Source organism: Gammaproteobacteria bacterium, from assembly GCA_022340215.1.
Classification (GTDB): Bacteria; Pseudomonadota; Gammaproteobacteria; order JAJDOJ01; family JAJDOJ01; genus JAJDOJ01.
Genome location: JAJDOJ010000254.1, coordinates 1 through 15,586, shown reverse-complemented (window position 1 = coordinate 15,586; position 15,586 = coordinate 1). Strand labels below are relative to the sequence as shown.

Below are 15,586 nucleotides of genomic sequence, written 5' to 3'. Positions count from 1 at the left end.
CCGGAAAATGGCATACCAGATCGCGCCGGATTTTCGTTCGTCATCAAGGCGCGACAACCGGTGCATAGTCGAACTATGCAACGGTTGTCGCAACACAGAGGACGGACGAAAAGGCAAGCAGGGTGGTATGTCATTTGACAGAAATCGCCTTAGCCCTTGCATTGCCTTTGGTAACGGCCCAGAGCGCTTTCGTACTCTCTTGGGCGGAGCGTTATCCGTCTCCTTACTCCAAACCGAATTCCAGTGAATGGCCCTTGTTGAGCCAGTCCCGCAGGTGCATGTTCACACTCGTGAGATTGGTAAAGCCGAGGTCCTGCAAAGACCGTGTCGCCAGGGCACAGCGTTTTTCGGTGCGGCAGTAGAGCTAGTGATGTCGTGGTTGGTCGCCTCAGGAAACCCCACGTATCGCCAGATCGCGAACTCGATAATGCCGCGCGGCACGTTGATCGCACCCGGGATGTGCGCCGCCGCGTACTCCCGGGGTTCACGGACATCGAACGTATCGGTCCTGCATCGAATTGGCCGTTCAACTACGGATCGCTCTGCCGCGCGAATGGCTGTTCGATCATGGCCCAGGCGGCCGCCCCTTCCTTGCCATACGCCATATCGAGCCGCACCACCGCGCGAAATGCCATCGCCCGGATACCGAGCCCGACGTCCCACTTCAGGTCCTTGTAGAACAGGTCCGAGTCGTAGTCCGGGCCCACTCTGCCGGCCTCGACAAAAGGGACAACCTGCCACCAGTCGATCTGGAAATAATCCAGCAGCGATAACTCTCGAAACGGCCGGTAGCGGGGAATCAGGCGCAGCTCCGCGGCATAGTAAACGGCAGACTTGTCGCTGTATCGCCCCGTCGGATAGGCACGCAGACGGTCCCAGCCACCGAGCTCCGACCCGTACTTCGGCGGCGGACGATGGGTCACGATCTGGTCGTTTTCCGGGTCAACCTGCCAGGTGGGGGTGTTCGATGTCCAGAAATCCAACGCCAGAACCTGCTGCTGGAACCAGCCCGATGTGCCCAGATCGTAGTATTTACTGAACTCCGCCTCCAGGTTCGTCCAGCTGTTGTCGCTGTCGAGCCAGCCGAAATCGTTTGCCACGATGAACAGTTGGCGACTGCCGCGCGCGGGATTGCGAGGGAAATCGGTGTTGTTGTATTCGAACCAGAATTTCAGCCCGTTGGTCCTCGCGGCCAGCAGCTCTTCGCTAGGATTCTGCTCATTCGGCCCGTAGGAAAAGTCGTAGAGGTCCCGGTAGGTGTAGAAGAACCGCGTTCCGACCGTGGTCTGCCCGCTGGACAGGGGGTTCCACGTCTCACCCCCCTTCGGCCCCGTACGCAGCAGCCCCTCGTCCAGGCGATAGACGGCGACCGGGTCATCCTTGATGCCGCCGATGGGCAGCTGGTACTTCAGGTTCAGATAGAACGACACCTCGTTACTGATTCCCGAGACGAAATCGTTGGCGTTCGAGTTGTTGGAGCCCGCCGGCGGGATCGTCGGTGTCTGATCGATGTCGGTATAGAAACGCTGATCGGTAAAGTGATCCAGGAGCAGAAACGAATCCACAAAGAAGCGGCTGTCCGCCAAACGGTAGTTGAACAGACCGCCCGATACCAGCGCGGACTTGTTCGACGTAACGAATGCCGTGCCGAACACGCTGCTCTGAGGCTGACGGAATCCGGATTTGAATCCGATCGCGCCGATGGCTGCACCCAGCGAGGGGGTCGCGAAGATGTAGGGCAGCCAGCCGGTCCGTGGCTCGTAAAGCGACTGGCCCTTGTCCAGGGCGACGACTTGTGCGGAAACCTGGGCCGGCATCAGTACAACCAGCGCAAGAACAAAGATCGTCACCAATTCGGGACGGCCGACGGCTTTGCGGGAATACCGGTGCCGAATCGGCCCTAGCGTTTCTTCTCGATGCACCGAAGGCAATGTCTCGTGATGCATTCGAGTACCCAAACCAATGGTCAGAGGGTATTGTCTGTGCAAGGCCTGGAACGTCCCGTATCAAGGGTGGAATCACCAGGATCGTCCTCGTGCAACTCGATCCCCCCGTACTCGCGACATGACAGCATGCCTGCCCGCGAAGCGCAGTTGAACCTGCTATCGCCATAACCGAAGTTCCGTTAGCGCCTGATCGTCCTCCGCGGATCCCCTGAACCACCGGTTTCGCGGTACCGTTATAGGCAGCATCGGTCTGGCTCAGTATCTCGGGGGAAATTACGGAGACCTGTTCACCGTCGCACAATAGATCCCGGAACTGCCATCCACAAAGGTGGCGCTAATGACCAACTGGTTGCCACTCAGCCCTCGATTTCCAAGGCTCACGTCCGTCAGGGGTTTACCGTCCAGGGTATCCGTAAGGTCGATCACCTTATGGAGTCGACCTGCGCAATCCATGAAGATTCCCTTCTGTCCGGGAGCCGGAGAAGGTTGTTCCGGATTGCGTCCCCATGAAACCTCGTCCTCCCCCTCGAACGCCACGTCTCCGGTAGTGGGATCCATTACGTTCGCGTTTAGTGGAAAGCTGTAGAAGTTTCCCTGGCCGTCTGGAATCGGGGTGTTCGCATCTGCGATAACCGACAATGTGTCGTCTTGCGAGCAATAGATACCTCGATACTCGTAGGCCCCTTCGGTATTCGATTCCCCTCCGAAACCGTTGAAGACAGTTACCTTGCCTAGCAGACCGTGCGGATCACCAACTGCCTTGAAAGTAGCGCCGCCACCGTTTGGAATCGGCGTATGCGTATCCACAAGCACTTCGATCGACGTCCCATATCGAATATAGATTCCCGTATCGGGCAAATCCGGATGCTGAAAAGCTACGTTCTTTCCATCTGTCGTGGGCAAGCCAAAGGCTTGGAACCTATCGGTTCTGCCTGGCACCGAAATGCTGGAGTCGGCCACGATGAGTATCCCCGACGGGCCATGACCGTAGACGCCTTGCGACTGCGCCTCATCCGAGCCTGTGAAGGTGACGAATCCATCTGCTATCCAGGCAGCAGTGGGAAAACGGAAGTTGCCGCTCCCTCCGGGCACAGGCGTATTGATGTCGGCGATCGTACGAACTACGCCATCGGCATAGACATAGACACCCTGCTGCATGACTTCGCTGCCGGAGAGCTGGATCGAACCTCCCCTCCCCAGGAACAGAAGATCCGGCCCATCCAGACAGAGGTTTCCGAAACCGGTAAATGCGTCGGTACCGCCGGGAACCGGCGCATTCGAATCGACTACGGCCTGGCGGGCGCCCCCGCTGTCGACATAGATTGTTTGCCTCCCGGACGACTCCCGGGCAATGAAAGCAATACTGTCGCCGCTGGTGGCCGGAAGCCCTGCGAAGCCCGTGTACGTGCCGCTCCCGTCCGGAGCGGTATCGCCAACCGCAGCTATTCGGGTGAAACTGAACCCGCAGTTGCGCGATGCGGGTCGACGGCCATGCACAGATGACGTTTCATTTCCCATACAACCCCCTTACAGTTGTGTTCGAAGCACAGATCGACCCGCAACATGCCATATTCATTTGGCGGGTTTCATTAGTTATTGCATCCCGTCATGCACTATCACTCGCACAGTGTTTTACATCAATATGGGCAAGGATGCGTATTTGATCGATTTTTTCATGGCAAGGCGCAGTAAGGCATTACTACGCAGCCCCATGAACCTGATGATAGCCGAGTGCAATGGAAGAAGAATATCTCCAATCCTGAGCATAGCGGATAACGTGACAGTACTCTGGTCCCGCAACCGACGGTGTGCTGCGATATCCGTCTCTTCCAGACCCTGGTTAATGCTTTGGCCGTTACACACCCTGCTTTCCGGCTGTGTGACACGAATCGGACAGGGGGGGGCACCAACGTCTGGCGTGACGTGGACCTGCCTGAATGGCAGGATGGAGTGACGACGCAAGCAGACGTTGCGAGCGCCCCGGGACCACCGTCCCAGATCATCGGGGTAAACGACCAGATTATCTGATCCATTGCTCTGGGGCCTCAGCCAGCTACAGCCCCTGCCTGAAACCCTGAATACGGGCCAGAGCCAAGACTCGGGCGCCTCGGGCTTCGAACTGAAAGGGACGCCGGTGGCCGCGGGACAGCGCACCCTGGAGATGCGGAACTGGGAAGGAAGAAGTAGACCCGGAAGGCCCACAGGTTGGCGGCGCCCGCACAAACCTACTGCCGGGGCCCGCAAATGAAGGACTAAGGCGATTTCTGTCAAATGACATACCATTCTGCTTGTCTTTGTCGTCCGTCCTCTGTGTTGCGACAACAGGCACATAGTTCGACTATGCGCCTGTTGTCGCGCCTTGATGACAAACGAAAATCCGGCGCAAGCTGGTATGTCATTTTCCGGCAATCGCCTAAAAGGTGTTGGTGCGCAACATCACCAGGGTACAGGCATCGAAATGGGGGATGCTCGCCCCGGCAAGTCGACGCTCCAGCACGCGGGACTCGGTGCCGGGATTGAAGATCACCCTTGCAGGGCGCAACCTCACGATGTCCTCGATCATGGGCTCGATATGCCTGGGGCTGACGTAGAGCGTCAGCGTATCCACGGATTCCTCGATCAACCGCAGCGAATGATACGTGGCAAGACCCTCGATCTCCGCAAAGGCCGGATTGACCGGACTGACCCGATAGCCCTTCGATTTCAGCAAGCGAATGGCCAGGTTCGAATACCGCTGTGGTTTGGGGCTGGCCCCCAGTACGGCAACGTGATGATCTTTGGGCTCCATGACGATAGAGAATCGCACACCTGGCGCACAATCGGCAATGTCGGTTTTCCCTTACACCACTGGAAGAACCCGAATCGTCAAAGTCGTAACGGTGCCGACACCCGGCGTGAACGCACGGCGAGCGGATAGCGCTGCTCTGCCGGCCACCGAATGTCTTCGGCGGATTTACCGTCAGGGAACGGTCTTGCCTCAGCAGGTTCCCGATGACCGAGCGTGCGAGCTTGCGGGAGTGCTTCAGGCGCGCTTCGCCGGTCGGTTTTCCCATGCTGGGGGCGATCACGACATTGCCGAAGGAGAGAAAAGGCTCCAGTGATTTCTCCACCACCCCCTTGCGCAGGTCTCCATCGGGAACGGTAAAGGCCGCGCCCTGGATACGCTCTTCACGCAGCGCCGACAGCAGGTCGGAACGACGGCAGGCCTCGCTTCACGACGTATCGCCGATGAACGGTTTGCGGTCCGAGCGATAGATCTCTTCCATGCCCAGGATCTTCTCGCTGCCGCTGGTATGGAGGCTGACCACATCCGCCTCCTGCGCGATCTCCTGGAACTGGCAGTACTCGATCGGCGGCAGCTCCAGCGGGTTGGTGAGATGGTGATTGCGGTATACCACCTCCGGGTGGCTGTCGTAGCCAAGCACGCATTTGCGGGGTTCAATCTGCATGGCCAGGGTCCCTGGGCCACCCTGCCGCAGCCGATCGGCCCAACGGTCTTGTCCGCCAGTTCTAACCCGGTATAAGAATCTGGAACGATCGACGCGACGTCCTTCAGAACCAGCGCCTCCTGCGCATCGCGCCTCTGGAAGGACTTGCTCAGTACGTAGATGAGCAAGCGCTTGGTCAGGTTTGCAGCCTCGTAGGTGTTGCCGTATTCGGTGATCTTGACGATGATGCCGCGCCGCGGCGGCGAACAGCGCCTAGGTATCCGGCGCGAGCTTTTCATCAAGCAATACCTTCATTCCTATGGACAACTCCTGATAACTTTCGCAGCATCCTGGTAAACGACGCCCCCTCCACGATCGCGACGACGATGATCGGCCCTGGGCATTCGGAGCGGGGACGATCTCCGGACTGTCCGATTGCCGCAATCAGTTGACATCTTCGCCGAGGGAAAGGTCGATTTCGTTGACGAGGCGCTCGAATGCCGGTTCCTGCGCCAGCCTGATATGGTTCTCGCTCTCCAGGGTGACGAAACGGGCACCGGATATGTGGGTGGCGAACGCGCGCCCCGCCTCCAGCGGGTTCTCTGCGTCGTTGCGCGCGTGAAGTACGAGATTGGGCACCCGGACGCTCGACAGGCGCCGAACACATCGATCTCTCCGAACTCGTTGTGCAACCGGGCGGCATGCTCAGCCGAGACCGTGCTGCGCTACAGTTCATTGAACCAGTTCATCTGCTCGGGTGACGCGTCCGGGATGGCGAACGGCATACTCCACGGAGACGCACAGCCCTGTGAGATGCCGAACAGGGCGAATCGTTCGAGACCCGCCGCGTCGACCACGGGTTCCCGGTCGACGACACGACCCGAACGGTACCGATGAACCTGAACCCGCGGCCATATACCGTCTGGAGCCATTTCTGCTTCCCGCCACTGTCGCCAATGGCCTGCCGCGCGGGCTAGATCCGAGCGGGGACCGGATCGACCTTCCAAATATTCTCGCGGTAATCTTGGATAGACCGGTCCGACGAGAACTTGCCCATGCGCGCGACGTTCAGAATCGACATGCGGTTCCACAGCGCCGGATCACGCCACGCCTGATCCACGTCACCCTGCCGTTCCACGTACGACGCATAGTCCGCCAGGACCATGAAGGGGTCGTCGTGCAGCAGATTGTCCGTGATCGGACGGAAGAGTTCCGTGTCGCCATGTGAGAACAGCCCGGAATTGATGAGGTCGATAACCGATCGGAGTTCCGGATTCTGGTCGTAAAACGACCAAGGATGGTATCTCTCGGCCTGGCGCTGGCGAACCTCCTCAGCGGTCAGGCCAAACAGGAAGAAGTTCTCCTCGCCGACCGCTTCTCGGATCTCCACGTTTGCCCCGTCGAGCGTACCGATGGTCAGGGCCCCGTTCATGGAGAACTTCATGTTACCCGTGCCTGAGGCCTCCTTGCCGGCCATGGAGATCTGCTCGGACAGGTCCGCGGCCGGATAGAGGCGCTGACCGTTCTTGACGCTGAAGTCGGGCATGAAGGCGACCCGAAGCGTACCATTGACTTGCGGATCGTGGTTGATCACCTCCCCCACGGCATTGATGAGCTTAATGATCAGTTTCGCCATGAAGTATCCGGGGGCGGCCTTACCGCCGAAGATGAAGGTGCGCGGAGGAATCTCGAGGTTCGGGTTCGACTTCAGGCGTTCGTAGAGTGTAATAATGTGCAGCACATTGAGATGCTGACGCTTGTACTCGTGGATTCGCTTGGCCTGCACGTCGAAGAGGGTCTCGGGATCGACGGCAACACCGGCATGCGACCCCAGCCATTTCGCGAGGTCCTGTTTCGCCTGGGTCTTGACCTGCTTCCACTCTTCGCGGAAACCCGCATCTTCAGCGTGCTTCTCCAACACGCTGATGCAACCGAAATCACGGATCCACTGATCGCTGCCGCAGCGTCGGGTCAGCAACTTGGCCAGCCGGGGATTGCTGACCACCACGAACCGCCGCGGCGTCACACCGTTTGTGACATTGTGGAACTTCTCAGGCCACATCTCGTAGAAGTCCTTCAGGATCGTGTTCTTGACCAGTTCCGAGTGCATCGCGGCCACCCCGTTGACCGCGAAGCTGCCCACGGTCGCCAGGTTGGCCATCCGCACCTTGCGTCCGTTCCGATCGTCGATCAGTGACATGCGCGCGATCCGCGCCTCGTCGGCCAGGAAGCGCATCCTTACCTGGTCGAGGAAGCGGTGGTTGATCTCGTAGATGATCTCGAGATGCCGCGGCAGCAGACGGGCAAAGAGGTCCACCGACCAGGTCTCCAGGGCCTCGGGCAACAGGGTGTGGTTGGTGTAGGCGAAGGTGTTGCGGGTAATCTCCCAGGCCTGGTCCCAACCCATGTGATGCTCATCGACCAGAAGACGCATGAGTTCGGGCACCGCGATCGTCGGATGGGTATCGTTCAGTTGGACCGCGTATTTCTCGTGGAAACCTTCCAGCGACCCTGTCACGCCTAGCTGTATCCGGATCATGTCCTGCAGGGAGCAGGTCACGAAAAAATACTGCTGTTTCAACCTCAGTTCCTTGCCGACCTCCGGCTCGTCGTTCGGATAGAGGACCTTCGAGATGCTTTCCGCCTTGACCTTCTCTTGAACCGCCCCGTAGTAATCACCCGTGTTGAAGACCTGAAAGTTCAGCGACTCGGTGGCCTCGGCCTTCCAGAGCCGCAGAAGATTGACGTTATCGACGCCATATCCCAGGATCGGCGTGTCGTACGCGACACCGTTGATGATCTGCTCCGGCGCCCAGTGAACCCGCAGATCGCCGTCGTCCCGGTGGTGTTCGGTGTGGCCACCAAACCCGACGTGAAAGCGAAGCTTGGGTCGCTGGATCTCCCAGGGGTTTCCGTCGCGGAGCCACACATCGGTTCGCTCGACCTGCCAGCCGTCCTCGATGACCTGGTCGAAGATGCCGAACTCGTAGCGGATCCCGTAGCCGATAGCCGGAATCTGTAACGTGGCCAGCGAGTCCATGTAGCAGGCTGCGAGCCGCCCGAGCCCGCCGTTGCCAAGACCGGGTTCCACCTCCTGCTCCACGATGGCCTCGAAGTCCAGATCGAGTTCCCTACCGGCCTCACGGGCCTCCTCGACGATCCCGAGATTAATCAGATTGTTGACCAGGTGGGGACCCAGCAGGTATTCGGCGGACAGATAGCACACCGTTCGCGCGTTGGTCTTCTTGTAGGTCTGCGCCGACTTGACCCATCGCGCCAGCAAGCGGTCGCGGACCGTATAGGCGGACGCCATATAGAGATCCCGAGGGGTAGCGACCTCCAGAAAGCGACCCTGGACATAGAAAAGGTTATCGATCCAGGCCCGTTTCAGGACTTCGCGTGACAAGCCGACCCGGGTGTGCTCGCGCACCACATCGGGTTTGCCCGGTTTCATGATCGCACTCATCGATTGCATCCTCTTTACTTGTTCGGTATCGCTCGCACCCGAACCGTTAGCGGTTATTCGGCGCGATCGGGTCCAGCAACCCCACAGACTCAATAGGGCCAGGTCCAGTCCGCGACCTCAGGATCGTCGATGCCGAAGGTGTGGGCGTAGTTCCGGCATTCGATCTGCTTGTCCCGAAGCATCTCCTTGACGTGGGCGCCGGCCACCTGAAGGCGCGGAACCCGGTTGATGACATCGATGGCCAGACTGAAGCGGTCGATCTCGTTACTGATGGCAAGCTCGAGCGGGGTGTTGATGTTGCCCTTCTCCTTGTAGCCGCGCACGTGCAGATTCCGGTGGTTGGTGCGCCGGTAGGCGAGCCGATGGACCAGCCAGGGATAGCCGTGGAAGTTGAAGATCACGGGCTTGTCTTTGGTGAACAGGCTGTCGAAGTCCCGGTCGGAGAGACCATGGGGATGTTCGCCGGCGGGGGTCATCCGAAACAGGTCCACCACGTTGATGAACCGGACTTTCAGATCCGGAAAATGCTGGCGCAGCATCGCGGTCGCCGCCAGAGCCTCCTTGGTGGGGATGTCGCCGCATCCGACCATGACAACATCCGGCTCCGAGCCCTGGTCGTTGCTCGCCCAGTCCCAGATGCCCAGCCCCTTGGTGCAGTGCCTGATGGCGGCGTCCATGTCGAGATACTGAAGGTGATTCTGCTTGTCGCAGACGATGACGTTGATGTCATCGTGACTGCGCAGGCAGTGGTCGGCGGTCGACAGCAGACAGTTGACGTCCGGCGGCAGATAGATCCGCGTGACCTCCGGGTTCTTGTTGACCACCACGTCGATGAATCCCGGGTCCTGGTGGGTAAAGCCGTTGTGGTCCTGGCGCCAGACGGTCGAGGTGATCAGCAGGTTGATCGAGGATACCGGCGCGCGCCAGGGGATCTCCTCGCAGATGGCGAGCCATTTCGCATGCTGGTTGTACATGGAGTCGATCACGTGGGCGAAGGCCTCATAAGTGGCGAAGAAACCGTGCCTGCCGGTGAGGACATAGCCCTCGTACCAGCCCTCCAGGGTGTGTTCGGAAAGCATCTCCATGACCCGCCCGTCCGGGGCCAGCTCCCCGCCATCAGCATCTTCGGGCCGGTACTCCGCGAGCCAGAGCTTCTTCGAGACCTCGTAGATCGCATCCAGCTTGTTCGAGGTGTTCTCGTCGGGGCCGAAGACGCGGAAGTTCTCCATATTCCGGGCCATGACGTCGCGCAGCATCGCCCCGAGCGGCTTGGTGTTCATCGCGCTGGTCTGGGCGGGCTTGGTGACCTCCTGGGCGTAGTTCCGGAAGTCGGGCATGCGCAGGGCGCGGCGCAGCAACCCACCATTGGCATGAGGGTTGGCGCTCATGCGCATCGTACCTCGGGGAGCAATGCCCCGGATCTCGGCGAGCAGACTGCCGTTTTCGTCGAAAAGCTCCGACGGCTCGAAACTGCGTAGCCACTCTTCGAGCTGCCGCAGATGCGCGGGGTTCTCGTGGATTCCGGCAAGCGGGACCTGGTGTGCGCGCCAGGAACCCTCCACCTTCTTGCCGTCCACGCTCTCCGGACCCCGCCAGCCCTTGGGGGTGCGCAGCACGATCATGGGCCAGTGGGCGCGCGTGGCCTCGCCCGAGGAGCGGGCCTCCCCCTGGATGGTGCGAATCTCGCGCAGACATTGATCGAGGGTGGCCGCCATGGCCTGATGCATGATCGGCGGATCGTCCCCCTCGACGAAATGGGGCATCCAGCCGTAACCGCGCATAAGCTCCGCAAGTTCCTCATTGGGGATCCGCGACAGGATCGTGGGATTGTTGATCTTGTAGCCATTCAAATGGAGGATAGGCAGCACCGCCCCATCGCGGATCGGATTCAGGAACTTGGCGGAATGCCAGGCGGTAGCCAGCGGCCCGGTCTCCGCCTCGCCGTCGCCCACAGCGACCGCCACCAGCAGCTCCGGGTTGTCGAACGCGGCGCCGAAGGCGTGCGAGATGGAGTAACCGAGCTCACCGCCCTCGTGAATGGACCCGGGGGTCTCGGGGGTGCAATGGCTGCCAATGCCGCCGGGAAACGAGAACTGCTTGAAGAAGCGCCGCATCCCTTCCTCGTCCTCGCTCTTGTCCGGATAGATCTCCGCGTAGGTGCCCTCCAGATAGACAGGCGCGAGCACGCCCGGCGCACCGTGCCCCGGTCCGGCGAGAAAAATCGTCTCCTGATCCTGTTCGACGATCAGGCGGTTCAGATGTACGTACATGAAGGCGAGCCCCGGACTGGCGCCCCAGTGTCCCAGCAGCCGCTTCTTGATGTGCTCGGCCTTCAGAGGTTCACGCAGCAGGGGGTTGTCCTGCAGATAGATCATGCCGACCGCGAGATAGTTGCAGGCCCTCCAGTAAGCATCGATCCTTGCGAGTGCTTCCCGGGTCAGCGGGCCTTCGTTGGACAGGAAATCAGCCGCAGCAGTCGCCATGTTCGAATCCTCCGGTGGTGTCTCGTCAATGGTGTTTCGGTCGATCACGTCACATTAGACCTCGAATGTTTCTCACTTGTGACGAAAGGATGATCGCGTCTTGGCAGTCATCGATTCGCAACACCCGCCGCGCATACTCCGTTGTGTTGCGGGTAATCGGAAGAACTGTCAATGGAGAGATTTGCCGACAGCATCGATATGGCCCAGGCCCACGTCGAGGTGGAAACCGAAGGGCGAATCCGGCAGATTCGTAACAAGGTGAAGAACGGCAGCGGGAGTGACTGCTGTATCGACCGTGGTGGCGAAATCCCTACCGACCGGCGAAAATACCTGCCGGGCGCGGTACGCGACGTACCCTGCCAGAACCTTCGCGAATCCAGCCGCTAGGACGGTGCGTTTGGAGCGGCGCACCGCGAACGGAAAAACTCTGAAGTCGACAACAGGGTGCCCCGGAGGTTGTATCGGCCGTGACGAACCGGTCGCAAACACGCCGGGGCTGTGGGTGCTCAATCCAGGGTCGCCAGTGTCAGGCGGGCAATCTCGAGCTCCTCGTTGGTGGGAATAACAAGGGCGGCGACCCGGCTACCGTCAGGCGAGACCCGACGTTCGGTCCGCTGCGCAGAGTGATTGGCCTCCAAATCGATGACGATGCCACACGACGCCAGGTTATCGCAAGCTCGAGCACGGATTTCTGCACTGTTCTCCCCAATACCTCCGGTGAATACCAGGGCGTCCACCCGGCCGAGGACTGCCAGGTAGGCACCGATGTACTTCTTCAACCGGTAGCAGAACAGCTCGATTGCCAGACGGGCATCCTGTTGGCCCGCCTCGGCCTGCCGCACAATCTCGCGCATGTCGTTGACCCCACAGACCCCGAGCAGGCCGCTGCGGCGGTTCAGCAGATCGTCCAGGTCGTCAATGTTCATCTGCGCATTCCTGGACAGGTAGACGAGCACGCCCGGATCGATGTCGCCGCCGCGTGTACCCATCACAAGTCCCTCCAGAGGTGTTAAACCCATGGAGGTATCCACGCTGCGCCCCCCTGCGATCGCCGTCGCGCTGGCACCGTTTCCCAGATGCAGGGTGATCAGATTGCAGTCGGCAAGCGGTCGGCCCAGGAACTCCGCGGCACGCCGGGCAACGTACTGGTGCGAGGTTCCGTGAAACCCGTAGCGGCGCACGCGATACTCCTGGTACAGTGAGAGCGGCACCGCGTAGCGCCAGGCGACCGGCGGCATTGTCTGGTGATACGCGGTGTCGAACACCGCCACCTGCGGGATCCCGGGCAGCAGGGACCGCGTCACCTCGATGCCGTCCAGGTTGGCGGGATTGTGCAGCGGCGCCAGGGGTACGGTCTCGCGGATTGCCCCGACCACGGCAGCGTCGATCCGCGCCGGAGAATGAAAGCGTTCTCCACCGTGGACCACCCGGTGCCCGACGGCACCGAGTTCCGCGGCTTCGTTGAGCGGTCCGGCGTCGTACAGGGCCTCGATGACACGCTGGAGTCCCCGGCGGTGATCCGGGATGTGCAGGGATTCCTTCAAACGCTCTTCGACGGTGTCACCTTGGAACCAGATCTGTCTAAATTCCGCCATCGGCTCGCCGATGCGATCGACTCCCCCCTTCACCATGACATGCCAGCCGTCGCTCTCGAACAACTGGTACTTGATCGAGGAGCTGCCGCAGTTGATGACAAGGATCTTCATGGCAAAGTCCGTTCCCCTCCCCGCCAAGTACCGTATTTCCCGTCATTTTCCCCAGGGGGGATAGAAAGAATAAACGACCGCTTCCCCGCACGTCAAAGCGTCATATTCACGTAACCGGAAATCACTTAGGCGATTGCCGGAAAATGTTTTACCAGATCGCGCCGGATTTACGTTCGTCATCAAGGCACGACAACAGACGCATCGTCGAACTATGAACCGGTTATCGCAACACAGAGGACGAACGACAAAGACAAGCAGGATGGTATGTCATTTGACAGAAATCGCCTAAGCATGGCTGAAGCTTGGGGGCAATCAGGAAAGGTCAAGTCCTTCGAGTGTGCTGGACCACGAGAACCAGATCACCGGGAAAAGGTCATGTGAACCCATGAAATCTCACCGAACTCAAAAACATTGGTGAATCTTATGGGTCGGCAAGTGCAAGCCATTCGTAACGACAATACGATATGTTCGCAATACCGTTATACAACACAGTCGCCCGAGGAGACCGAAGCAACGCCTACATTCAATCCCCTCTCCGAACTTTCCGAATGGATCGCCCATTGCCATGCACGCAGCGACATACTGACCGAATGTCGGGTGTTTGCTTGCCAAATTAATGTACTTGACCTTATCTTAAGAATCGCGCTCGCCAGGACATTGAAAGCGTCGTACCACATACAGCTGGTCGAACTATAGGAAGGCCCATGATACGTTCCTATTCCAAGCGCCTGCTCCCTCCCTACTCCGGTCAGGTTCAAATCGTTGAATCCGAAAAGACCCGGGCCTTGACACTGGACGGTAAAAACTGGGAAATACAGTTTCTCAATTCAAACAGCACGGATGAAGGGCGTGAACAGAAGCGTCCGATCCGGAAAAGCTACATCCCTGTTGCGATGATCCGGGCCAGCGATATCCAACGTTTTTCCCTGCCCTCATTCCTCGACATCGGCAGTGTGGACGAAAGGATCCTGGAACTCTCCGAATTCCTTACTACTTTGAGTCTTCCCTTTCCGGCATTGGATCATTTCGAGTACTGGCTGCTGGACGCCCGAGAAGGCACCCCGTTGGCTCTGATCTACTCTTGCACCAGGCAGGACGATATACCAGCCTCCCCATCCCATGCGGAATGGACAGCCCTACCAGCCTCGATGATGGCGATCGAACTCACTGCCGACGAGAAACGAGACCATATGCCGCCTGTAAACTATCGACTTGAAAGACTGGTCTGTGAGCGTGCAGGACAGCGTCCTCGGGCCGCCTGGTTCAACAGAATATGCGAGGAGAAATCCGTTTCCTTTCCACCCTATCTGGTCACAGAGCAATGGGAAGAAGAAGATCAACACCGACTCTGTCAGCGGTACATCGCCAGACAAGCTCCGCGCCTGCTCATGCTGCACGGCCTGGGTAACGACGATCGATCACGACTTGAACTGGCAGCCAGGAAACATGCACTCGAAGTGGAGCGCTTTTACCCCCTGTATCCCACCATTGTCGACAACAAACTTATGGCAGCAATCCGCGTAGAGGCGCGTCTGCGCAAGGCGGTGGCAAACAACACGCTGCAGACAGAAAGGCGTTGAGTTCAGGCGCACGGAGACGTCGACTGCGCACACCGCCATTCACGGGTTCACAGATATTCCGCCTCACCGTAGTTTCCATTTTCGTGGACCGAAGGCTCGTATCACTACCGTTGATACGCCCCAGAATGGGTTGATTCTGGGGGTGGGTCAAGCGTAGATGGCGTTAGTCAACCTGATCCAAGCGAAGAGGCCCGCGTCATTTCATCACTTGCGAGACACGGCCGTCTTGCAGGCAGGGATCATTTCAATCCAGTTTGATCATGGGCTGCCCGACATCCGGACCCGCCTCGACACTTCCTCCGGATTCGATCTCCTGCTCCGTTGCGTCACGTACGGTCAGTACTTCGAGCCGAAAAACGACCTCTCTGCCACACAGCGGGTTGTTGCCATCAATCGTGATTGTCTTGTCATCGATCCGAGTTACGAGAAAACTCTTCGTCTGCCCCTTGTCGTTTTCCATCAGAATGGCAGTGCCGACTTCACGGTACTCTCCTGGCACGTTGTCGATTAAGTCGGTTATCACGAGCGACTCGTCCCGCGGTCCATATAACTGGTTACAATCGATCGGCACCTCGATGATATCGCCAGCGGCCTTTCCTTCGAGTTCCGTCATAACGGCCGGTGCGAGGACCTCGCTCACACCATGAACATAACCCAGCGGAAATTCAACCTCAGTGAGAACATTACCGGATTTCTGGTCAATGACCTTATAGGTGAGCTCGACGAACTTGTTGTCTGCGACAACTTGTTTGATGATATCTGTCATAGTAAAACCACGATGTCTGCTGCGTACGCCAAAACGCTAGATACGATATAGAAATCGATCGATAACGTATTTAGGCGATTGCCGGAAAATGGCGTACCAGATTGCGCCGGGTGAGCTGCGAAGCAGTGAACGGCTTGGGCAGGAAGCCCAAGACCGGTGCCCAAGCAAAGCAGGGACAGCGCCGCGCCGGGATCGTTCGTCATCAAGGCGC

General features: G+C 59.0%; 14 protein-coding genes. 2 read left to right on the top strand and 12 right to left on the bottom strand.

The window, feature by feature from the left end; all coding sequences use genetic code 11:
* Positions 1 to 282 precede the first annotated feature (282 nt).
* From LJE91_17420 to LJE91_17380, 9 genes are all read right to left on the bottom strand, one after another.
* Complete coding sequence (locus LJE91_17420; GenBank protein ID MCG6870442.1) at positions 283 to 519, bottom strand: rhodanese-like domain-containing protein; 237 nt, start codon at positions 517 to 519, stop codon at positions 283 to 285.
* An 11-nt stretch (positions 520 to 530) separates the two neighbouring features.
* Positions 531 to 1,922: a hypothetical protein gene (locus tag LJE91_17415; protein ID MCG6870441.1), complete on the bottom strand. Its 1,392-nt coding sequence runs from the start codon at positions 1,920 to 1,922 to the stop codon at positions 531 to 533.
* A gap of 297 nt (positions 1,923 to 2,219) precedes the next feature.
* Positions 2,220 to 3,104: a hypothetical protein gene (locus LJE91_17410; protein ID MCG6870440.1), complete on the bottom strand. Its 885-nt coding sequence runs from the start codon at positions 3,102 to 3,104 to the stop codon at positions 2,220 to 2,222.
* A gap of 1,255 nt (positions 3,105 to 4,359) precedes the next feature.
* Complete coding sequence (locus LJE91_17405) at positions 4,360 to 4,734, bottom strand: CoA-binding protein (GenBank protein ID MCG6870439.1); 375 nt, start codon at positions 4,732 to 4,734, stop codon at positions 4,360 to 4,362.
* Between the two features lie 424 nt (positions 4,735 to 5,158).
* Positions 5,159 to 5,395, bottom strand: a complete 237-nt coding sequence (locus tag LJE91_17400; protein MCG6870438.1) for a hypothetical protein — start codon at positions 5,393 to 5,395, stop codon at positions 5,159 to 5,161.
* Between the two features lie 423 nt (positions 5,396 to 5,818).
* Positions 5,819 to 6,013: an alpha/beta hydrolase gene (locus LJE91_17395; protein MCG6870437.1), complete on the bottom strand. Its 195-nt coding sequence runs from the start codon at positions 6,011 to 6,013 to the stop codon at positions 5,819 to 5,821.
* A gap of 86 nt (positions 6,014 to 6,099) precedes the next feature.
* Positions 6,100 to 6,306 (bottom strand): hypothetical protein, encoded by a 207-nt coding sequence (locus tag LJE91_17390; GenBank protein MCG6870436.1) that lies wholly within the window; start codon positions 6,304 to 6,306, stop codon positions 6,100 to 6,102.
* 41 nt (positions 6,307 to 6,347) lie between these two features.
* Positions 6,348 to 8,840, bottom strand: coding sequence for a glycogen/starch/alpha-glucan phosphorylase (locus tag LJE91_17385; GenBank protein MCG6870435.1), 2,493 nt, complete (start codon positions 8,838 to 8,840; stop codon positions 6,348 to 6,350).
* An 89-nt stretch (positions 8,841 to 8,929) separates the two neighbouring features.
* Positions 8,930 to 11,323: a phosphoketolase family protein gene (locus tag LJE91_17380; protein ID MCG6870434.1), complete on the bottom strand. Its 2,394-nt coding sequence runs from the start codon at positions 11,321 to 11,323 to the stop codon at positions 8,930 to 8,932.
* A gap of 171 nt (positions 11,324 to 11,494) precedes the next feature.
* Between LJE91_17380 and LJE91_17375 the strand changes: the two genes are divergently transcribed.
* The gene (locus tag LJE91_17375; protein ID MCG6870433.1) at positions 11,495 to 11,710 is read left to right on the top strand and encodes a molecular chaperone DnaK; all 216 of its coding nucleotides are present in this window, start codon (positions 11,495 to 11,497) and stop codon (positions 11,708 to 11,710) included.
* Positions 11,711 to 11,829: 119 nt separating this feature from the next.
* Here the strand turns inward: LJE91_17375 and LJE91_17370 are convergent, their stop codons facing one another.
* On the bottom strand, positions 11,830 to 13,029 hold the full coding sequence (locus LJE91_17370) for an acetate kinase (GenBank protein ID MCG6870432.1): 1,200 nt from the start codon (positions 13,027 to 13,029) through the stop codon (positions 11,830 to 11,832).
* Between the two features lie 704 nt (positions 13,030 to 13,733).
* On the opposite strand from LJE91_17370, the gene LJE91_17365 reads away from it, so the two are divergent.
* Positions 13,734 to 14,609, top strand: a complete 876-nt coding sequence (locus LJE91_17365) for a hypothetical protein (GenBank protein ID MCG6870431.1) — start codon at positions 13,734 to 13,736, stop codon at positions 14,607 to 14,609.
* A gap of 244 nt (positions 14,610 to 14,853) precedes the next feature.
* Here the strand turns inward: LJE91_17365 and LJE91_17360 are convergent, their stop codons facing one another.
* Positions 14,854 to 15,375, bottom strand: coding sequence for a peptidylprolyl isomerase (locus LJE91_17360; GenBank protein ID MCG6870430.1), 522 nt, complete (start codon positions 15,373 to 15,375; stop codon positions 14,854 to 14,856).
* A partial coding sequence (locus LJE91_17355) for a hypothetical protein (protein MCG6870429.1) occupies positions 15,372 to 15,586 on the bottom strand: 215 nt, incomplete at its 5' end. The genes LJE91_17355 and LJE91_17360, both read right to left, overlap by 4 nt.